The sequence below is a fragment of the Devosia oryziradicis genome (genome assembly GCF_016698645.1).
Lineage (GTDB): Bacteria > Pseudomonadota > Alphaproteobacteria > Rhizobiales > Devosiaceae > Devosia > Devosia oryziradicis.
The window spans coordinates 1,364,705-1,385,426 of the sequence record NZ_CP068047.1 but is presented as its reverse complement, the minus strand read 5'-3'; the positions used below and the strand labels follow the sequence as shown (position 1 = coordinate 1,385,426).

At 62.5% G+C, this 20,722-nt stretch carries 21 protein-coding genes; 2 read left to right on the top strand and 19 right to left on the bottom strand.

Annotation, left to right across the window (positions count from 1 at the left end; translation table 11 throughout):
• The gene (locus JI749_RS06955; protein ID WP_201661354.1) at nt 1–2,421 is read right to left on the bottom strand and encodes a putative bifunctional diguanylate cyclase/phosphodiesterase; all 2,421 of its coding nucleotides are present in this window, start codon (nt 2,419–2,421) and stop codon (nt 1–3) included.
• 183 nt (nt 2,422–2,604) lie between these two features.
• Here JI749_RS06955 and JI749_RS06950 point away from each other — a divergent pair, with 183 nt between their 5' ends.
• Entirely contained in the window at nt 2,605–3,951 is a 1,347-nt protein-coding gene (locus JI749_RS06950; protein ID WP_201661351.1) for an aminotransferase class I/II-fold pyridoxal phosphate-dependent enzyme, read from the top strand.
• A 59-nt stretch (nt 3,952–4,010) separates the two neighbouring features.
• Here JI749_RS06950 and JI749_RS06945 read toward each other — a convergent pair whose 3' ends face one another.
• The 5 genes from JI749_RS06945 to JI749_RS06925 form a co-directional block, all read right to left on the bottom strand.
• Nucleotides 4,011–4,406: a response regulator gene (locus JI749_RS06945; RefSeq protein ID WP_201661348.1), complete on the bottom strand. Its 396-nt coding sequence runs from the start codon at nt 4,404–4,406 to the stop codon at nt 4,011–4,013.
• A gap of 15 nt (nt 4,407–4,421) precedes the next feature.
• Nucleotides 4,422–6,314: an ATP-binding protein gene (locus JI749_RS06940; protein ID WP_201661345.1), complete on the bottom strand. Its 1,893-nt coding sequence runs from the start codon at nt 6,312–6,314 to the stop codon at nt 4,422–4,424.
• Nucleotides 6,315–6,410: 96 nt separating this feature from the next.
• Nucleotides 6,411–7,622, bottom strand: a complete 1,212-nt coding sequence (gene uxuA / locus JI749_RS06935; RefSeq protein WP_201661342.1) for a mannonate dehydratase — start codon at nt 7,620–7,622, stop codon at nt 6,411–6,413.
• A gap of 121 nt (nt 7,623–7,743) precedes the next feature.
• Nucleotides 7,744–8,094, bottom strand: a complete 351-nt coding sequence (locus tag JI749_RS06930) for a DUF4326 domain-containing protein (RefSeq protein WP_201661339.1) — start codon at nt 8,092–8,094, stop codon at nt 7,744–7,746.
• On the bottom strand, nt 8,091–8,708 hold the full coding sequence (locus JI749_RS06925; protein WP_201661336.1) for a trimeric intracellular cation channel family protein: 618 nt from the start codon (nt 8,706–8,708) through the stop codon (nt 8,091–8,093). Before JI749_RS06925 ends, JI749_RS06930 begins: the two co-directional genes overlap by 4 nt.
• Before the next feature lie 72 nt (nt 8,709–8,780).
• On the opposite strand from JI749_RS06925, the gene JI749_RS06920 reads away from it, so the two are divergent.
• On the top strand, nt 8,781–9,410 hold the full coding sequence (locus tag JI749_RS06920; protein ID WP_201661333.1) for a hypothetical protein: 630 nt from the start codon (nt 8,781–8,783) through the stop codon (nt 9,408–9,410).
• Here JI749_RS06920 and JI749_RS06915 read toward each other — a convergent pair.
• From JI749_RS06915 to odhB, 13 genes are all read right to left on the bottom strand, one after another.
• Nucleotides 9,407–9,742 carry a cupin domain-containing protein gene (locus JI749_RS06915; protein ID WP_201661330.1) on the bottom strand — a complete coding sequence of 112 codons (336 nt, stop codon included), beginning with the start codon at nt 9,740–9,742 and terminating at the stop codon, nt 9,407–9,409. The two genes, JI749_RS06920 and JI749_RS06915, sit on opposite strands and share 4 nt — an antisense overlap.
• Before the next feature lie 4 nt (nt 9,743–9,746).
• On the bottom strand, nt 9,747–10,511 hold the full coding sequence (gene kduD / locus JI749_RS06910; protein ID WP_201661327.1) for a 2-dehydro-3-deoxy-D-gluconate 5-dehydrogenase KduD: 765 nt from the start codon (nt 10,509–10,511) through the stop codon (nt 9,747–9,749).
• Complete coding sequence (gene kduI, locus JI749_RS06905) at nt 10,508–11,338, bottom strand: 5-dehydro-4-deoxy-D-glucuronate isomerase (protein WP_201661324.1); 831 nt, start codon at nt 11,336–11,338, stop codon at nt 10,508–10,510. The genes kduD and kduI overlap by 4 nt, the downstream gene beginning before the upstream one ends.
• 3 nt (nt 11,339–11,341) lie before the next feature.
• Nucleotides 11,342–12,085: a FadR/GntR family transcriptional regulator gene (locus JI749_RS06900; RefSeq protein ID WP_407644906.1), complete on the bottom strand. Its 744-nt coding sequence runs from the start codon at nt 12,083–12,085 to the stop codon at nt 11,342–11,344.
• An 8-nt stretch (nt 12,086–12,093) separates the two neighbouring features.
• Entirely contained in the window at nt 12,094–13,377 is a 1,284-nt protein-coding gene (locus JI749_RS06895; protein ID WP_201661320.1) for a TRAP transporter large permease, read from the bottom strand.
• Between the two features lie 5 nt (nt 13,378–13,382).
• The gene (locus JI749_RS06890) at nt 13,383–13,910 is read right to left on the bottom strand and encodes a TRAP transporter small permease (RefSeq protein ID WP_201661317.1); all 528 of its coding nucleotides are present in this window, start codon (nt 13,908–13,910) and stop codon (nt 13,383–13,385) included.
• Between the two features lie 56 nt (nt 13,911–13,966).
• Nucleotides 13,967–14,947, bottom strand: coding sequence for a TRAP transporter substrate-binding protein (locus tag JI749_RS06885; protein WP_201661314.1), 981 nt, complete (start codon nt 14,945–14,947; stop codon nt 13,967–13,969).
• Nucleotides 14,948–15,233: 286 nt separating this feature from the next.
• Nucleotides 15,234–16,643, bottom strand: coding sequence for a dihydrolipoyl dehydrogenase (gene lpdA, locus JI749_RS06880; RefSeq protein ID WP_201661311.1), 1,410 nt, complete (start codon nt 16,641–16,643; stop codon nt 15,234–15,236).
• Nucleotides 16,644–16,657: 14 nt separating this feature from the next.
• Nucleotides 16,658–17,290 carry a LysE family transporter gene (locus tag JI749_RS06875; RefSeq protein WP_201661308.1) on the bottom strand — a complete coding sequence of 211 codons (633 nt, stop codon included), beginning with the start codon at nt 17,288–17,290 and terminating at the stop codon, nt 16,658–16,660.
• A gap of 141 nt (nt 17,291–17,431) precedes the next feature.
• On the bottom strand, nt 17,432–17,917 hold the full coding sequence (locus JI749_RS06870; RefSeq protein WP_201661304.1) for a hypothetical protein: 486 nt from the start codon (nt 17,915–17,917) through the stop codon (nt 17,432–17,434).
• Between the two features lie 71 nt (nt 17,918–17,988).
• The gene (locus JI749_RS06865) at nt 17,989–18,435 is read right to left on the bottom strand and encodes a hypothetical protein (protein WP_201661301.1); all 447 of its coding nucleotides are present in this window, start codon (nt 18,433–18,435) and stop codon (nt 17,989–17,991) included.
• Between the two features lie 148 nt (nt 18,436–18,583).
• The gene (locus JI749_RS06860) at nt 18,584–19,342 is read right to left on the bottom strand and encodes an SDR family oxidoreductase (RefSeq protein ID WP_201661298.1); all 759 of its coding nucleotides are present in this window, start codon (nt 19,340–19,342) and stop codon (nt 18,584–18,586) included.
• Between the two features lie 64 nt (nt 19,343–19,406).
• Nucleotides 19,407–20,717, bottom strand: a complete 1,311-nt coding sequence (gene odhB / locus JI749_RS06855) for a 2-oxoglutarate dehydrogenase complex dihydrolipoyllysine-residue succinyltransferase (protein ID WP_201661295.1) — start codon at nt 20,715–20,717, stop codon at nt 19,407–19,409.
• Between the last annotated feature and the right edge of the window lie 5 nt (nt 20,718–20,722).

Sequence of the window (20,722 nt, the reverse complement as noted above, 5' to 3'; positions counted from 1 at the left end):
TTACCCCGCCAGCGCCGCCAGCCTGGCTTCGGCTTCCGCCTTGAGGACCGGCGCCTGTGGCGCAACACGGGTCAGCAGATAGTCGGCGAGCGCGACATGGTCGAGCGGCCGGGAGAAGTAGAAGCCCTGTAGCTGATGGCAGGCGATCTCGGCGAGGAACTCCGCCTCCGCCCGCGTCTCCACACCCACCGCGGTGATCGTCAGTCCCAGTGTCTTGCCCAGGGCTGCAATGGCCTTGAGGAAATCGCGTGCCACGTCGTCGCCCTCGGATGCGTCAGCGAACGACCGGTCGACCTTGATCTTGTCGAAGGGGAATTTCAGCAGGTAGCTGAGGCTGGAATAGCCGCTGCCGAAATCATCCATGACCACGGTCACACCCAGAGCCCGAATTTCGTGGAGCCTGCCGATTACCTCGGCTGTATTCTCCATCAGCAGCCCTTCGGTGATCTCGATCTCGAGCCGGTTGGCCGACAGTCCTGAAATGGCCAGCGCCCGCTTGATAACCAGCGAAATGTCCGACCGGCGGAAATGCTTGGCCGACAGGTTGACGGCCACCGTGAGGTGCTCGGGCCACCCTGCCGCCGTCATGCAGGCCTGAACGATAGTCCAGTCGCCGATATCGACGATGAGATTTGACTGTTCGGCAACCGGAATGAACTCAGCCGGCAGCACGACACCGCGAGCGGGATGGTTCCAGCGGATCAGGGCCTCGAAGCCCGTTGGCGTCGCACTGTCCGCAGTCACCTGCGGCTGGTAGTAGAGCACGAGCTGCTCTTGCTTGATCGCATCCTGCAGCTCGGCCTCGAGCGCGCGCCGGTCACGGGCCTCCGCATCCATCTGACTTTCGAAGAAGCGGAACGCCGAGCGGCCGTCGGCCTTGGCACGATAAAGCGCGATGTCCGCATTGCGCAGGATTTCGTCGGCATGCGCGCCGTTCATCGGCGCGATCGCTATGCCCACGCTGGCCCCGACGGTCACCTGCTCATCCTCCAACGCGATGGGGCGCTTGATTTCCTCGATCAGGCGCATGGCCAGGCGACCAAGGCCATCCATGCTGCTGTCGTTGGGGAGGATGATGGCGAATTCGTCGCCGCCCAACCGGGCCACGAAGTCGGTCTGCCGCACCGCGGAATGGATGCGGTGCGCCACCTGCGTCAGCACCTTGTCGCCAGCCAGGTGGCCCCGGCTGTCGTTGACCGACTTGAACTGGTCGAGGTCGAGGAACATCACCGCAAATGGCGTTCCGTAACGCTCGAGCCGCGCGACGCAGCTATTGAGCTGTTCGGTGAACTTGGTGCGGTTAAGCAGACCCGTCATCGGGTCGTGATGGGCGAGCATGGTGATGCGGCGCTCGGCGATCTTGCGCTCGGTCACATCGGACCCGGTCCCGAGATATCCAAGGTAGTTGCCTGCTTCGTCGAAGGCCGGCTTGCCGGTCAGGTTCCACCACCGCTCCACGCCATCCGCCGTAACCCGCAGCTCGACATCCTGAAATGTGCGTCGCTTCTGTATGTCTCGTTCGACATGCCCCATCAGTGGGTCGTCGGGCGGCGTGATGCAGCGCAGGAAGTGCACGAAGTCGGCCCCCAGCAGGGCCTCTTCGGCCACGCCAGTTGCAGCGGTGAACCCTGTCGACATGCGGTTGATCGCGCCATCCGCGTCGAAGCCCCAGACCCAGTCGGAAGCACTCTGTTCGAACTCGCGCAACAACAGGCCGATAATCTCCCCTTTTTCCTTGACCAGCGTCTCCGACGCCCGATGCGCAGCAAAAGCGGCGGCATGTTTGAGCGTCACCACGACCATGATGAAGGTAAAGCCCATCAACAGCGTGGACTGCACCCAGATATCAGGCGCGCTGTCCAGGTTCAGCACCGTGCTCAATGCCCCGACAACCAGGGGAATGCAGAATGCGGCCAGTGCCTGCGGATAGTGCACCAGGACCATCATTGCCACGCAGAACAGCCCGCCTACCCCGATCGTCGCGGCGGCCCTGATGGTGGGACTCTGATCCACCGGCAGCACGTTGACCACGAATCCCCAGAGGCATCCCAGCAGGGCTGCGTAGGCTGTGGTGCGAAACACGGCGACCTGGGTACTTCCCGTAGCCTTGTTCGGCGCCCAGGCTGCCAGGTAGCTGCCATGGAGGCCGATCAGCGTAATGGGCAACGCCGCGGCAAGCACCGGCCAAAAATAGGCCGTGCCCCAGGTCAGGGTCAGAAAGACCGCAAGCACCACGAGCGATGCCGCAAGCATGGCCGGCGCCATGCGCGCCATCGAGGCCAATTGCTGGCGCAGCAGTTTGTCGCGCACGCGCGGCGTCAGGCCGTCCGCCCCGATGGCGCGGTCGACGAAACCGTTGATCAGGGAAATCAGGCCCAAACCCGGAATGACGCTCATGGCGCCAAGTATCTCGCGCAGCATTTAATTTTGCGTGAGACTCTGCATCCGAACCGGGCGCAAACTGCTACAATTAACCTTTCCTTAGTTTCGAATTGTACAGCGGCGGGGCTAACCATAATAAACTGCGGTCCTTAGTCGAGTTTGAGTGCCACCGCCGGTTTCAGCCACTGGAGCAGGCCGGGGCCCTTTTTGCGGAGAACGTGCATGACAACCAAGAGCAACCCGGTTCCGGAGCGTGCACTAACTGGCAGTCTGCGCGATTATCGCTCCCCCCACGGCTCCGATCTGATCGGCCGCGTGGCCGGCTTCTATGAGTGGCAGAACCTGCGTCGTGAGCACGATCTCTGGCCCTATGCGCGGTCGACCTCAACCGCTCCGCAGGCCCGCTGCGAGGCTCGAAGCGACACCGGCGCTGCGTTTTCCGGCATCAACTTCGCCAGCCAGGATTACCTGAGCCTCTCGTCCCACCCCGCCATCAAGGCCACAGCGATCGAGGCGATCGAGGCGTTCGGCGTCCATAGCGCTGGCTCGGCCGCGCTGCTGGGCAATACCGCCAACTCCCTCCTGCTCGAGCAGGGCCTGTCGGAGTTTCTCGGCGGTCGCGAGATCGTGCTTTACCCGACGGGTTGGGCAGCCGGCTATGGTTCAGTCCAGGGCTTTGTGCGGGCCAACGACCATATCGTCATGGATATCCTGGCCCATTCCTGCCTGCAGGAAGGTGCCAAGGCGGCCACCACCAACATCCACTACCACAGCCACCTCAATCTTGATGCCATGACGCGCAAGCTTGAGCGCATCCGCGCCACCGACCATGAAAATGGCATTCTCGTCGTCACTGAAAGCCTCTTCTCGATGCATGCGGACACGCCCGACCTGATGGCGATGCGGGCGCTGTGCGACACCTATGGCGCGACTTTACTGGTCGACTGCGCCCATGATCTGGGTTCGATGGGAGACGATGGCCTGGGCCACCTGGGTAAGCAGAATGCCCTCGCCGCGGCCGACATCATCATCGGCAGCTTTTCCAAGACCTTCGCGTCCAATGGCGGCTTCATTGCCGTTCGCGACCGCGCCACCGCCGAATATCTTAAGTACTACAGCGCCACCCACACCTTTTCGAACGCGCTGTCGCCCGTGCAGGCTGCCACTGTATTGTGTGCCCTCAACATCGTACGTTCCGAGGAGGGACGGCTGCTGCGCCGCAAACTGATGGACAACATCGTCTATCTGCGCGAGCAGATGACAAAGGCGGGTCTCGAAGTGCTCGGCGATCCGTCGCCTATCGTTCCCGTCAGCCTGGGACTCGAAGGCGTCGGGCGCTTTGCCAGCCGCCAGTTAATGGCCATGGGCGGCATTGCCAACCTGGTGGAATATCCCGCCGTGCCCCAAGGCGCCGCGCGCTTCCGCTTCCAGGTGATGGCCAGCCATACCAGGGATGACATCGACCAGGTTGTTTCCATCCTGGCCAAGGCCATGCGTGACGCCGATGTGGAATACCGCGCCGGCCACCAGGGTCAGGTCGCTACCGGCCGCCACCCGGCCAACGTCTGACCGCATAACCCAACGCGGCCGTCGAACGCACCTGTCGGCCAGTCGCAGGCGGTTACGGCCTAGCCGAAGTTCATGGCTGCAGGAGGCGTCTTGGGCCCCAGTACGACCTGCATTTTGCCCAGCAAGCGCGGCAGGTCCACTGGCTTGGTCTCAAAGTCGATGCAGCCTGCCGCCAGAGCATTGGCGCGATCACTTTCGAAAGCGCTGGCAGTCAGTGCGATGATCGGCAGCTTGGCCATTTCGGGGTCGGCAAGAATGCGGCGCGTCGCTTCGCAGCCATCCATCTCGCCGAGGCCGATATCCATCAGGATCACATCCGGCATCAATGCCTTGGCAGCCGCGATGCCGCTCGGTCCGTCCTCGGCAAAGCGGATGGAAAATCCACGTCGCTCCAGCCGCCGGCCAAGCACGTCGCGATTGATCGGATTGTCCTCGACGATCAGAACCAGGGCCATTGTCGATACTCCGTCCTATCCGTTGGCGGCTTTGGCACGCGCGCGTCCGCGCGTGGCCTTGAGCCCGGCCAAGGCCGCCTTGACCTTGCTGCCGTCGAACGGCTTCATCACGATCCCGTCCGCTCCTGCTGCCAGGGCCTTCGAGCGCTCGCTCAGGATCGAGATCATGAAAACCGGGATATCGGCGGTGATCGGATCGGCCTTGAGCGCCGCCAGCACATCCCAGCCATCGAAGCCGGGCATCAGTATATCAAGAAAAATCGCCGTTGGCTTGGCCGTACGGGCGATTTGCAGCGCCGATTGGGGAGCATCGGTGCAGATGGGCGTGTAGCCCTCGCGCACGAAAAGACGTTCCGCCAGTTCCAGGAAATTCCGGTCATCATCCACCACCAGCAGGCGAGCACGCTGGTCGGGGTCGGCCGGCTGCGGACTGGCCTCCGCCAGCGTGGCTTCGGCAGTATCTGGCCGGTCCTCGGCGTGAATGGAAACTTCCGTTGATTGACGTGGCCGCAGACGCAGCGGCGATGCCAATGGCTCGGCGGGGTCGTGTTCCGACTGTGCTGGCAACCGGATGATGAAGCGGCTGCCTTTGCCCAACTCGCTCTCCAGTTCGATCCTGCCGCCCATCAAACGGCACAGGTTCTGGCTGAGTGACAAGCCAAGCCCGGTGCCACCATAGACCGCCGCAATCTTGGAGTTTGCCTGGCTGAAATTGGTGAACAGCGCCTTCTGCTGCTCGGGCGAAATGCCGATTCCGGTATCGCGGACGGCAATTTCCATCCAATCCCCGTCCCGCTTGACCGAGAGGGTTATCTGGCCGTTATGCGTGAATTTGGCCGCATTGGAGAGCAGGTTGAAGATTGCTTGCCGCAGCTTGGTGATGTCGGCGCGCATTGTCCCCAGATTGTGCCCACGCTCGACGGCAAAGCTGTTGGAATTCTTGGCAACCAGCGGGCGGGCCGTCGCCTCCACGTCATCGATCAACTGGTCGAGGTCTACATTCTCCACGTGCAGGACCATCTTGCCTGCTTCGATCTTGGAGATATCCAGAATATCGTTGACCATCGCCAGCAAGTGCTTGCCTGCGGCGCTGATCTTCTGGAGGTCGGCAATCTGCTCGCTTCGCCCCTCCAGCTCTGCATCCTCGAGCATGAGTTCGGAATAGCCCAGCACGGCATTGAGCGGCGTGCGCAGTTCATGGCTCATCTTGGCCAGGAATTCCGACTTCGCCCTGTTGGCGCGCTCCGCCTCGTCCTTGGCGCGCGTCAGCGCCTTGAGCGTTGCCTGATGCCGGTCGATCTCCTTGATCAGCTCCGACTGGCTGTCCACCACGCTGGAATAGTAAGCTGCCATCATGAAGACGTAGATGTTCGAGCCAAGGGCGGACAGCACCCCCGCCACCACCATGTTCTCCACGGGAATATGGTTGGGGAAGTTGCCATAGAGGTAGATGCCGTAGAGCCCGGCAATGCCCAGTATAATCTGGCCAAAGACGAAAATTCGCGCCGTCCAGGTCGAGCCCAGATACATGAAGGCCAGCAGTGGCACCAGCACCAGCCAGACCAGGAACGGGGAACTGGTGCCGCCGTAATTGTAGGTGCCCCACAGGATACAGAACGTCAGGTTCAGCACCGATGCCATGGCCAGTGGCGTGTAGGCCCGCGGAAACAGTTTGACCAGCGCCAGGAATGGCCAAAAGCCATAGATCGACGCCGCCAGGATCGTCACCTGCGGCCAGGGCTGCGGATCGGCGAACCACAGAAACACCGGGATCGGCGTGGCAATGATCGGACCGAACACATGGCTGATGATGAACATCTGCACACGCTTGCGCGTATGCAGGTCACCGCTGAGGTGCTCGGGGACGAACCAGTTCATCACCCGCTGCAGAAAGGTCAGGAAAGCCACGGGGATCGCCTCGCGCGAAAACGTCGCTTCGACTCTGGCCCCAACCTTTTGACAACTCGTAAACTAGTATTCTCGTCGTGAAGCTAATGGGGCGATTCAGAGCCCCAGTTCGGCATGCTCCAATGCGGTCATCACGCCGCGCAATTCGGCGAGACCCTTCATCCGGCCGATGGTCGGGTAGCCCGGCTGCGACCGACGTCCCAGGTCGTCCAGAATATCCTGGCCGTGGTCCGGGCGCATGGGGATGATGGCATCCTTCCGCCCCGCTGCCCGGCGTCGACGTTCCTCGCGCACAACCGCGGCGATCACAGCGACCATATCCGTGTCGCCTGCAAGGTGCTCTGCCTCATAGAACGAGCCAACAATGTCGGTCGTGTCGCGCTTGACGTTGCGCAGATGCAGGAAATGTACCTTGTCGGCGAAGCGCTCGAACATGGCGGGCAGGTCATTGTCCGGCCGCGCGCCCAAGGATCCCGTGCAGAAGGTCATGCCGTTGGACGGGCTGTCCACGGCGTCGAGAATGTGCTGGTAGTCCTCCGCGGTCGACATCACGCGCGGCAGGCCAAGCAGGGCGAACGGCGGATCGTCGGGGTGGCAGCACAGCCGCATCCCCAGGTCCTCCGCGGTGGGTATCACCGCATCCAGGAAATCCACGAAATTGGCACGCAGCCGCTCGCGCGTGATGGCGCCATATTCGTCCAGATGCGCCTGCACGTCGTCGAGCGACATTGACTCGGTCGAGCCCGGCAGGCCCATGGTGACGTTGCGCGCGAGTTGCTTGCGCGCCGCGTCATCCATGCCGGCAAAGCGCCGCTCCGCCTCATCGGCAATGGCATTGGTGTAGTCGGTCGCCGCACCCTGCCGCTTGAGCACATGGATGTCGAAGGCGGCGAAATCGTTGATGTCGAAGCGCATGCACGAGCCGCCATTGGGCACCGCCCAACGCAGGTCGGTGCGCGTCCAATCAAGCACCGGCATGAAATTGTAGCAGATCACCTCGATGCCGCTGTCGGCGAGGTGCTTCATCGAAATCTTGTAGTTCTCGATATGCTCGCGCCAGGCGTTCTTCTGCTTCTTGATATCCTCGGATACCGGCAGGCTTTCGACCACGTCCCAGGTGAGGCCGGAAGGCGTGCCGTCCTTGCGGGTCCGGATTTCCTGGTGACGCTTGGCGATCTCCTCGGGCGTCCACACCACCCCATTGGGGATGTGGTGCAGGGCACTGACGACGCCTTCGGCACCGACCTGGGTGATGTCGTCGATGCTGCACAGGTCCTTGGGTCCGAACCACCGCCACGTCTGTCGCAAATCAGGCACTCCACTCTTGTATGGTAGTCCTTGCCACAGGACTCGCTTGCGGGGAAGGCCCCAAGCAGCCGAGTCCATTGATGATTACAAGGCGGACGCGGCGAGATATCGGCTTCGTCACCTAGGCGGCATTCGCGAGTTTCAGCAGCGTATCCACGTGGCACGGCGAGCCCGCCCGGCACCAGCAGGCGAGGTTCTTGCCTGCAAGCGCGGCACGGATTTTCTCGCGCGCGGGCGGCGGCTTGGGTCCCTCGATCTCGCCACGCATCCAGCGTCCAAATCGCGCCACGGCTTCAGCTTGCGCGGCGTCCTTGTCGAGGCCGGTCTCCGTCATTACGTCATCGATAGTGAAGGGATTGCCCCAAGGCCCTGGTCGCGCCACGGATTGCGCCGGCAGCCCGTTCAGTGCCCGCGAAATCGCCTGCAAGTCAAAACCGGCGCGTCGCGACAGGACGATACGCTGGGGCCTCATTTGCGCATCTCGCGATCATAGACGAACTTGGGCATTTCCCATTTGAAAGCCAATGCCAGTACGCGCAACGTAAACCCCGCCGCGATGGCGACAAGCGCCATGAGGTCGACCGGCATGCCGCCGATCAGGCCCAGATAGTAGATGATGCCGGCCACCATGGAGACCGTGGCATACAGTTCGCCCTGAAAGATGAGCGGCACGTCGTTGCACAGCACGTCGCGCAGGATACCGCCTGCCGTCCCCGTCACCATGCCGGCCACGATGACGATGATCGGGTGTACCCCAGCCTCGATGCCGATATTGCAGCCGATCACCGTGAACACCACCAGGCCCAGCGCATCGAGCAGCAGAAATGGCCAACGCAGCCGCTCGACCAGCCGGGCCAATGGAATTGTTGCCAGCGCCGAACCGCACACCAGCAACAGCAGGTAGGGGTTTTGCACCCAGACCAGCGGATAGTGATCCAGCAAAATGTCGCGCATCGTGCCCCCACCCAGGGCAGTGACGCAGGCGATGAGGCAAACGCCGAACCAATCCATGTTCCGTCGTCCGGCCGCCAGCGCGGCGGTCATCGCTTCTGCGGCAACAGCAATGTAGAAGGCGGTCAGCAGCATAGTGGAAACCGGGTTGCGGGACGCTCGTCAGGACATACCATGTGACCAGACACCATCCTGGAAGCAAGCCCAATGCGCCAACCCAAATCCGTCAACGCCCTCGAAGACCTCGGTCGCGTCAGGCTCAGTGAAAACTTCTTCCTGCGCGATTTCCTCCATTCCGAGATTGCCATCATCCACGGCTTCCGGAACATCCCCGATGATCCAGACCTTGCGATCGCCGTAGGCAAGGTCCTCTGCGAAACGCTGCTCGAGCCGCTGCAGGCCCGCTTCGGCAAGATCTCCATCCGCTCCGCCTATCGCTCGACCGAAGTTAACCACTTCGGCAACGTCAACAAGCTCAATTGCGGCCGCAACGAAACCAACTATGCCGGCCATATCTGGGATCGCCGCGATGCCGAGGGCCGCATGGGCGCCACCGCCTGCATCGTGGTCAACCGCTTCGTGCCTTACTACGAACGCACCGGCGACTGGGAAGCCATGGCCTGGTGGGTACACGATCACCTGCCCTATTCGGACATGGAGTTCTTCCCCAAGCTCGCCGCCTTCAACCTGCAATGGCGTGAAGAGCCAATCCGCGGAATCTACAGCTTCATCCCGCCCAGACGCGGCAGGCTGACGGAGCCGGGCAAGGCCAATTGGGCGGGAAGGCATGACGCTGCCTATGCTGCGATGCTGTCGGAGATCGGAGGGATCGGCTAAACGAAATCCGCCCGCATCGGCGTAAATACATCCACCAACCGGCCGCGCGTCAGCGCCACCACGCCATGCTCGAGCCCGGACGGCACGATGAAGCTGCCACCCTGTTCCACCACCTGGGTTTGCCCATCGATGGTCACTTCGAACCGGCCTTCTGCGACGTAGCTCACCTGGATATGCGGATGGCTGTGCAGCGCGCCGATTGCACCCTGCTCGAATCCGAACTCGACCTGCATCAGCTCCGGCGTATGGATGAGCACCCGGCGGGTATTGCCCGGCGCCAGCTCGGTCCACTCGGTTTCGTTGGGTTGGGCAAAGAATTTCTGGTCGCTCATTTGACTACCTCGCGAGCCAGCCGCCATCCACCGGGATGGCGGCGCCATGCATGTAATTGGACGCCTGCGACAGCAGGAAAACTGCTGCATCGCCGATATCGGAGGGAACTCCCCAGCGCCCGGCGGGAATGCGTGCCAGGATGGACGCCGAGCGATCCGGATCGGCCCGCAGGGCCTCGGTGTTGTTGGTCTCAATATAGCCCGGGGCGATCGAATTGACGTTGATGCCCTTGGCCGCCCACTCATTGGCCAGCAGCCGGGTGATCCCCAGCACACCGCTTTTCGACGCCGTATAACTGGCTACGCGAATCCCGCCCTGGAAGCTGAGCATCGAGGAGATGTTGACGATCTTGGCCGGCCGTCCACCTGCGATGGCCTTCCTGCCCAGCGCCTGCGACAGGAAGAACATCGTCTTGAGGTTGATGTCCATCACCTGGTCCCAATCGGTCTCGGTGAAATCCACCGCATCGACGCGCTTGATTATGCCGGCATTGTTGACCAGCCCATCGATGGGGCCATGGGTTTCCCAAGCCTTCTCGAACATGGCCTGCGCCGCAGACGTCGACCCCAGGTCAGCCCGAACTTCGATGAAATCGGCCCCCTGCCCCGCCATCAGCGCTGCGGTCTCGTCCATGCTGGACCGTCCGACACCGATGACCCGGCCGCCGGCCCGCCCGATGCCCAGCGCAATGCCCTGCCCGATGCCGGTATTGGCGCCGGTGACCAGGATGGTCTTGCCGCTGAGGCTGAACGCGGAAAGGTCGGTCACAGCAGCTCGTCCATGCCGATCTTGTCGACATCGGTATAGTCGACATTGTCGCCGGCCATGGCCCAGATGAAGGTGTAAGCGCCGGTACCCGCACCCGAATGGATCGACCAGGGCGGCGAAATCACTGCTTCCTCGTTGCGCACGATCAGGTGCCGTGTTTCGTCAGGCTCGCCCATCAGGTGAACCACGAAAGCATCCGGTTTGAGGTCGAAATAAAGGTAAGCCTCCATGCGCCGGTCGTGGATATGCGCCGGCATGGTGTTCCACACCGAGCCCGGCGCAAAGCTCGTCAGCCCCACCACCAGCTGGCAGGTCTTGACGCTGTCGGCGTTGACGAACTGGAAGATCGAGCGCTCGTTGGCCGTTTCCTGGCTGCCCAGGTCGAGCCGCTTCGCGTCGCTCTGCTTGATCAGCGTCGTCGGGTAGCTCGCATGGGCCGGTGCACTGAGGAGGTAGTACTTAGCGCCATCGCCGGCAAACTGCACGTCCTTGGCGCCCATGCCGACATAGAGCATGTCACGGGAACCTACGGCATAGTCAGTGCCATCGACCGTGATGGTGCCTGCTTCGCCGATATTGGCGGCAATCAGTTCGCGGCGATCGAGAAAGTTCTCGGTGCCAGTCGGCTTGATGGTTTCGAGCTTCAGCGGTTTGCCATTCGGCGCCGCACTACCGACAGCCATGCGGTCATAGTGGGTATAGGTCCAGTTGACCGCGCCCGGGACGAAGAGGTCATTGATCAGGAAGTGGTCGCGCAGTTCCTCGGTATTCATGGTCGAGGCGCTCACCGGATCGATGGCGAAACGGATGTCGAAGTCGGTGGTCATGGTTTATTCCTGTTTGGCGGTCGTCTGTTCGCGCAGGCGGTTGCGATAGCGCTCCTGGCTGAGCGAGAGATGCTGGCGCATGGCTTCGCGGGCGCCCTCGGCATCCTGCGCCGAAATGGCCCGCAGGATAGCCAAGTGCTCGCGCTGCAAGCCGGCCTGATATTCATAGGTCAGGACGCTCTCGGTGCCCCAGGGTGAGGCGACGTCGCAGGGAATGGTCCTGCTCCCCAGCCCATCCAGCACTTCGATATAGAACGGATTGTTGGTTGCTGCGGCGATGGCCCGGTGGAAGGCGAAGTCGGTTTTCCCGGTCGGCGTGCCCACCTTGAGCAACCGCTCGAACTCATTCCAGGCCTCTTGGATCGCCGCGTCCTGGCTGGCACTGCGCCGGATGGCGGCCAGTCCTGCAGACTCGATTTCGATGCCCATGCGCACTTCGAGCACATTGAGCGCCACCGAGATCTTGTTGGACGAGTCCGCCCCGATCGCGTTGAAAGGGCTCGCCGCACTGCCGACGACAAACACCCCCGCTCCCTGGCGTGACTGCACCAGCCCATCCGCCGACAAAGCCGCTATCGCCTCGCGCACCACGGTCCGGCTGACGCCGAATATCGTCGTCATCTGGCTCTCGGTGGGCAGCTTGGCACCGGCGCGGTACTCGCCCGCGCTGATGCGCTTGCGCAGTGTGCCGATCACCAGGTCGGCCAGCTTCGGCTTGCGCCCCGGAATGGCTATATCGTCACTCAGGCTCACCACTACCCCCGGAATACCGCTGGCAGCCAGAGCGAAAGTGCCGGGATGTAGGTCACCAGGCCCAGCACGATGATGCCCGCCAGGTAGAACGGCCAGATGCTCTTCATCGCTTCCATGACCGTGATCTTGCCCACTGCGGCAGCCACGAATTGTACCGGCCCCAGGGGTGGCGTGTTGAGCCCGATGCCCAGGTTGAGGATCATGATCACCCCGAAATGCACCGGATCGACACCGAAGGCCTTGACCATGGGCAGGAAGATTGGGGTCGTGATGATGATCAGCGGGCCCATATCCATGAAGGTGCCCAGCAGCAGCAGGATCACATTGATCATCAGCAGGACGATCAGCGGATCCGACGAAATATTGGCCATGCCCTGCGTGAGGATGACCGCCACCTTGAGATAGGCCATCAGCCACGCGAAGGATGCTGCCGCACCGATGATGAACAGCACCATGGCCGTCGTCCGCACGGCGCCGAGCACCGCATGCACGAACTCGCTCCAGTTCAGCGACCGGTAGATGAGCAGCGTCACCAGCAGCGCATAGATCACCGCGATGCAGGATGATTCCGTCGCCGTAAAGATGCCCGAACGCACGCCGCCGAAGATGATGGCGATCAGCATCAGTCCGGGGATGGAAACGAGGAAATAGTAGCCCGCCCGCTTGAATCCGGGAAACGGCTCGGTCGGATAGCCGCGTTTGACCGCCACGAGATAGGCCGTGACGCTGAGCACCGCCGCCAGCAGCAGGCCGGGAATGATGCCGGCCGTGAACAGGTCGGCAATCGAGATGTTGCCGCCACCCGAGAGCGAATAGATGATCATGTTGTGGCTGGGCGGCAGCAGCAATGCGATCAGCGCTGCCATCGAGGTGACGTTGACCGCATAGTCGGCGCCATAGCCGCGCTGCTTCATCTGCGGGATCATGATGCCGCCAACCGCAGCGGCTTCGGCGACGGCCGAGCCGGAAATGCCGCCGAACAGGGTCGAGGCCGCGATATTGACCTGCCCCAGCCCGCCACGCACATGGCCGATGATCGAGCCGGCGAACGAGATGATCCGCGCTGCGATCCCGCCGCGCATCATCAGGTCGCCGGCAAAGATAAAGAACGGAATGGCCAGGAGAGAGAATGCCGACACGCCTGAATTGAGCTGCTGGAACACCACGATGGCCGGCCGGCCCAGGTAGACAATGGTGGCGAAGCTGGCGATGCCCAGGCAGTAAGCAATAGGCGTGCCGATCATCATCAGCACGGTGAAGACGCCGAACAGGATCCAGTATTCCATAGTCTTTAGGCCTCGGTAATCGTGGGGTCGGCGGCGACGTCGTCGATCGGCTCGCCTGCGGCGCGCAAGAGGATGCGCTCTAGCGAGAACAGGCAGATCAGCACGCCCGACACCACGATCGGGAAATAGGTGAAGGAAGTCGGCAGCCCGAGCACCGGAATGCGCGTCGACCAGTAGCGGATGACGAGTTCGCCGCCGTAGAACACCATGCCGAAGCCAAAGGCGAAAGCGCAGGCGTCACTGATGGCGCGCAGCCAGGGCTTGGCACCCGGCGGCAGCACGTAGAGCAGCACGTCGAACCCCATATGGAAGTTCTCGCGTACGCCCACGGCCGCGCCCAGGAAGATGAACCAGGTCATGATCATGATCGATCCCGCCTCGGTCCAGGACGGAGAGGCATTGATCACGAAGCGCATAAACACCTGATAGGCGACGATGACGGTCATCGCCACAAGGCCGACGCCGGCCAGATACAGAATGGCATTGGAGAGTTTGCCCAGCACGCGGCTGGTCGGCATGAGCCAGGTCTTCATCATAGCCTCCCGGTCGGCAGGAATTGGGCCGGTGCGTGGCACCGGCCCGGGTTTGACTAGCCTTCGGTGGCCTGGATGCGGGCCACCAGGTCCTTGAGGGCCGGATCGGTAACATACTTGTCGTAGACCGGCTTCATGGCTTCGATGAAGGGAGCCTTGTCGACTTCGTTGATGGTCGCACCCAGGGCTTCTACGGCAGCCTTGGATTCAACTTCCTTGGCGGCCCAGAGCTCGCGCTGCTTGGCAACCGATTCCTTGGCAGCTTCGCGGAACAGCGCCTGGTCCTCGGGGGTGAGGCCATCCCAGACGATCTTGGAGATGACCAGCACTTCGGGCACCATCAGGTGCTCGTCCAGCGAGTAGAACTTGGCGACTTCGGCGTGGCCGGCAGTGTCGTAGCTCGGATAGTTGTTTTCGGCGCCGTCGATGACGCCGGTCTGGATACCCGAATAGACTTCGCCATAAGGCATCGGCGTGGCGTTGCCGCCCAGGGCGCCAACCATGTCCACGAAGATGTCCGACTGCATGACGCGGAACTTCATGCCGGCCATGTCGGCTGGCGAGGTGATGGGTTTCTCGCTGTTGTAGAAGGAGCGGGCGCCGCCGTCGTAGAAGGCCAGGGCCACCACGTCGACCTTGTCGAAGGCCGCCAGGATTTCCTCGCCGATCGGGCCATCGAGCACGGCATGGAAATGGTCGGCCGAGCGGAAGATATAGGGCAACTGGGTCACGGTCGCTTCTGGCACCTGCGTACCGAAGGCGCCGATCGAGATGCGGTTGAGGTCGATCACGCCGAACTGGGTCTGTTCGATCGTGTCCTTCTCTTCGCCCAACTGTGCCGAGTGGAACACTTCCACCGAATAGCGGCCGTCGGTCTTCTCTTTCAGCAGCTCGCCGAAATACTTGACCGCTTCCACGGTCGGATAACCGTCCGGATGGGTATCGGACGAGCGCAGCACCGTCTGGGCGCTGGCGGTCGATACCATCAGGGTCGCAGCGACGAGCGCCGTCGCTGCCAGTTTAGGCAGATGAAACATGGATGTCCTCCCAAAGTGCAACGGTCCGGCCCGTCCTCCGCGCCGTTTGCCGATGCCGTTTCACGCGACAGGTTTTGCCCATCGCTCAAGCCCGCCCGTGCCCTCTGGACTCCGTACCGGCTTGGTGCTCAAACTGGTATGGAAGACAAAATGGTAAGTCAACATACAAAACTGATTATGTTGTATGATGACTTGGGGCGATTTTCGCCTTTGGTCCTTCCTTCCCGGCAAAACAAAAGGCCCCGCTTGCACGGGGCCTTTCGAGTTCGGTGAACGACCAGTTGCGTCAGATGTGGATTGCACCGTCGCCGAGCGAAAGTGCCGCCTCGCGCACCGCTTCCGACAGCGTCGGGTGAGCATGGGTTGACCGCGCCAGGTCTTCCGACGAGCCCGAGAATTCCATCAGCACGACCAGTTCGTGGATCATCTCGCCGGCATTCTTGCCCACGATATGGGCGCCGAGAACCCGGTCCGTCGCCACATCGCTCAGAATCTTCACGAAGCCCTGCGTCGCCAGCATAGCCTTGGCGCGACCATTGGCGGTGAAGGGGAACTTACCGATCTTGTAGTCGATGCCTTCAGCCTTGAGCTCGTCCTCGGTCTTGCCCACCGAGGCGATTTCCGGATTGGTATAAACCACCGCCGGGATTGCCGCATAGTTCACATGTCCGGCCTGCCCGCTCAGGATCTCGGCTACCGCAATGCCTTCGTCCTCGGCCTTGTGCGCCAGCATCGGACCGGCAATGACGTCGCCGATGGCATAGATGCCGTCGACCGACGTCTTGTAATGCGCATCGACGCGCACGCGGCCGCGCTCATCCAGCGCCACCCCGACGATATCGAGCCCCAGGCCCTCGGTGAACGGCTTCCGGCCGATCGCCACCAGCGCGACATCGGCATCGAGGATCTCCATGTCGCCGCCCTTGGCCGGCTCGACCCGCACCTTGAGCGAGCCGTCATCCTGCTTGTCGATGCCGGCGACCTTGCTCGACAGCTTGAATTCCATGCCCTGCTTCTGCAGCATGCGCTGGAACTGTCGCGCCACCTCGCTATCCATTCCGGGCAGGATGCGGTCGAGATATTCGACCACGGTCACCTGTGCCCCCAGACGTGCCCAGACCGAACCCAGCTCGAGCCCGATCACACCGGCGCCGATGACCAGGAGTTTGCCCGGCACTTTGTCCAGCGTCAGTGCCCCGGTCGAGGTCACGATGCGCTTCTCGTCGATCTCGATGCCCGGCAGGCCAGCCGACACCGAGCCGGTGGCAATGACGATGTTCTTGGTCTCGATCTCGCTGGCGTCGCCGGTTTGGGGCGTCACCAGCACCTTGCCCGGCGACACGATGGTCCCGATGCCGCGCAGGGTCGTGATCTTGTTCTTCTTGAACAGGTAGTCCACGCCGCCGACATTGGCCGCGACCGTTTCGGTCTTGTGGTTCATCATGGTGGGCAGGTTCAGCACCGGCTTGGGAATATCGATGCCCAGCGCCTTGAAGCCATGCCCGGCCTCTTCGAACAGCTCGGAGGCATGCAGCAGTGCCTTGGACGGGATGCAGCCGATATTGAGGCAGGTACCGCCCAACGTCGCCCATTTCTCGACGACCGCAACCTTCATCCCCAGCTGCGCCGCGCGGATCGCCGCGACATAGCCGCCCGGACCCGAACCGATGATGGTGAGATCGAACGCGTCTGCCATTTAGTGCCCCAAAGCTAGTGCTGCTGGGCCAGTGCCACGCGCACTGCCAGCAAGATGAATGTAATGCCGGTAACCCGATTAAACCACCGGCCGAAGCGGAAAAAGCCCTGCCTTACCGAGGCTGTCGTAAAGAAAACCGAGACCAATGCGAACCAGGCAAAAAGCATGAGGCTCATGCACAGCACATAGATCACCTTGATGTCGCCGGCGGTATGGGCCGAGACCAGCGTGGAGAACAGCGCAAGGAAGAACAGTACGGCCTTGGGGTTCAGCAGGTTCGTCAGGAAACCCAGGGCGAAGGCCGCAAAGTCGCCGCGACGCGCCGATGCCAGGTCTTCCTCGGCCGGTGGCTTGGGCGCCGGGCTGCGCAGGGCCGAAATGGCCAGCCAGACCAGGTAAGCCGCGCCAACCCACTTGATGATGTTGAACAACAGCAGCGACTGCCCGACAATCACGCCGATGCCCAGCAGGGTATAGCTGCCATGGACCAGGATCGAGGTGGCGATACCCGCCGAGGTGAACAATGCCGCGCGGCGGCCATGCGCGATCGATTGGCGCAGCACCATGGCGAAGTCGGCGCCGGGGATCACGGCATTAATGCCGAAGGCCAGCATCAATGCTGCAAATTCGAACCAGGGGAAGGTCATAGGGTCCACCGCCACGCAGTCATCCCGCACCCGGTGTCACATCGCGCGGCACCCAAGAAGAGGTCGGGAATCTTTCTTTACCGAAGTCGGCATCAATCCGAAACGGCGATTCCCTTCTTCTCGGGCGGGACGTGCGGATGATCACTCGCAACCGACAAGCGTGAACACATCGCCTTCATTGGCGTCGGGCATGAACTCGGCCTCACGATAGGACGAATACCACAGGCTCACCGCCAGCTGCGGCAGGATAAGCTGCTCGGGCGCCTTGGCGCCGGCGGCGTCGTCGAACCAGCCGACCTTGCCGGCATAATTGCCATAGGCCGCCGGGTTGCCTTCAACGAATGTGCAAAGACCCGCGCTGCCCTCCGAGCATAGACCCGAGATCGACCACAACGGCGAGCCGAAGCCGTTGGGCCGGTGCACCGCCCCTTCCAGCGTGATGCCGGAATTGGGCAGTTCGATAATGAAGGCGGCGGTCTGGTTGGGCGCCACGAATTTGGGTACCGGCTTGAAGCTCAGATACCAGGCTGCCTGATCGTGCTCATAGCGTGCATTGCTGATTGTGCATTCGGCACCCTGGGCGACGCCGCCCAGCAATGTCATGGCCAGAATTGTTGATCGCAGCATCGCTTGTCCCCCTTGGTTCAGCGGGCAACATTAGCTGACCTCAAGCCAGGGCCAACCCGCGAGCAGGGGTATTATTGCGCCGCGATGTCCTGCGCCTTGGCCAATGCGTCGGGCAATTGCTTGTCGATGTCGAGCGTCCCGCTCTCGACCTGTTCGAGGAAGGCCCGGCAGAATACTTCTTTGTCCCCGGCCTGGTTATAGGCGCTCATGATCTGGCTACCGCCGTAGGTCTCGGCGGCCTCCCGTTCCCCTGCAGCACCACCCCCCAATCGAGCGATGACCCGATCCGCGAGGTCCAGGAAGCCGATATTGCGCAGGTACCAGTTGTCATTGGCCGTTTGGTAGGCGGGATCGAGCCCCGTCGTCTCGTAGCAATGCGTGGTCATTGCCGAAACAATGGCATGCGATCCATGAAATGCCATCAGTTCGCCGATCAGTTCGGCATTGGATGCCTCCTGTGCCGTAACCGGGGCAAGGGCAGAAAGCCAGATGACGGCCGGAAAGATCAGTGGTCGCAAGGGGCCGGGTACTCCGAGACATCGTATGGGCAGCCCACCGCGTCTGGACCAATGACGTTAATAGACTGTTAGCACGAACCGGCAGGACGCATAACAAGCCGGTGAACCGCAGGCTTTGCCCGGTCTTCACATTGCAATGCGGCGATTTCTAGGGGCGAATGCCCCGCCCGCCCGTCACGTCGATCACCGACCCCGTTGTATAGCTGGCCTCTTCCGACATGAGCCACATCACGGCCCGCGCGACCTCCTCGGCCGTGCCGACCCGCGGCATTGGCAGGCTGCTCGCAAGCCGCGCCGCCCGGTCCGGATCGCCGCCCGAGGCATGGAATTCGGTGTCGATGATCCCCGGGCGCACGCCGTTGACCCGAATACCCTCTCCGGCAACTTCCAATGCCAGACCGACTGTGAAGCTGTCCACCGCACCCTTGGCCGCGGCGTAGTCGACATATGTGGCCGGGGCTCCCAGCTTGGCGGCGGCTGATGTGATGTTCACGATCGCGCCACCCTTGCCGCCATGCCGCGTCGACATGCGCCGCACGGCCCGACCGGAGCAGAGAATGGTCCCCAGCGTATTGACCGCAAAGATGCGGCTGATCCGCGCCAGATCCATCCCATCCACCCGGGCCGCGACGTCTATGGCGCCGGCATTGTTGACCAACCCTGCCAGCGGTCCCAACCGGTCGGCCGCCGCAAAGATGAGGTCTATGTCGGCTTCATTGGAAACATCGCCCCGCACGGCCGCGCCAACGCCGCCGGCAGCATGGATATCGGCGCAGACGACCTGAGCCGCATCCGCATTGGCCGCATAGTTGACGACCACGGCATAGCCCTGCGCCGCAGCGAGCCGCGCCGTAGCCGCTCCGATGCCGCGCGACCCGCCGGTGACCACGAGAACGCCTTTGTTCATTCGCTCCCCCAAACAAAAGGGCCGGCGCGTGGCACCGGCCCTTTCCAAACTAGACTGTCGGACCCTAGAGGTCCAGAACCAGGCGTTCCGGCGCTTCCAGGCTCTCCTTGACGCGGACCAGGAAGGTCACCGCTTCCTTGCCGTCCACGATGCGGTGATCGTAGCTGAGCGCGAGATACATCATCGGGCGGATGACGATCTGCCCGCCAACCACCACCGGGCGCTCCTGGATCTTGTGCATGCCCAGGATGCCCGACTGTGGCGCGTTGAGGATCGGGGTCGACATCAGCGAGCCATAGACGCCGCCGTTGGAGATGGTGAAGGTGCCACCCTGCATGTCGGCCATCGACAGCTGACCGTCGCGCGCCTTCTTGCCCAGGTTGCCGATTTCCTTTTCGATCTCGGCAATGCTCATCTGGTCGGCATTGCGCACCACCGGCACCACCAGGCCCTTTTCCGTGCCGACGGCCACGCCGATATGGGCGTACTGCTTGTAGATCAGGTCATCGCCGTCGATCTCGGCATTGACGGCCGGGATTTCCTTGAGCGCGTGCACCACGGCCTTGGTAAAGAAGCCCATGAAGCCCAGCTTGACGCCATGTTTCTTCTCGAACAGCTCCTTGTAGGAATTGCGCAGGTCCATCACCGGCTTCATGTCCACCTCGTTGAAGGTGGTGAGCATGGCGGCGGTGTTCTGCGCATCCTTGAGGCGGCGCGCAATGGTCTGGCGAAGGCGAGTCATCTTGACCCGCTCTTCGCGGCCGGCATCGTCAGCAGCAACCGGGGCACGCGGCGCGGCCGGTGCCTTGGGGGCTTCGGCTGGCTTGGCCGCGGGGGCCGAAGCCGGCGCAGCCTGGGCCACGGCGGGGGCCTCCGCAACGGCCGGCGCAGCGGGAGCCGCAGGCTTGGCGAGAGCCGCCAGCACGTCTTCCTTGAGCACCTGCCCGCGCTTGCCCGACCCATCGATATCGGCGCCGTTGACGCCGTTCTCGTTGATCAGCTTCTGGGCCGAGGGGGCCGGCGGCATGGACGTGCCGCTGGGCTTGATGGGCTCGGGGCCGGCTGCGTTGGCGGCGGGCACTTCCGCCTTGGCCGGAGCCGGGGCGGCGGCAGGCACGGCAGTGCCCGAAGCGGCACCGGCACCACCAATAGCGCCCAGCAGGGCACCGACATCGACAGTGGCACCGGCTTCTGCGGCAATTGCCTCGAGCACGCCGGCGGCAGGCGCCGGCACTTCGATGGTGACCTTGTCGGTTTCCAATTCGACGATTGGTTCGTCGGCGGCGACGGTGTCACCGACCTTCTTGAACCACTGGCCGATCGTGGCTTCGGTAACGCTTTCGCCCAGCGTCGGGACGCGGATTTCAGTCGACATTGTCT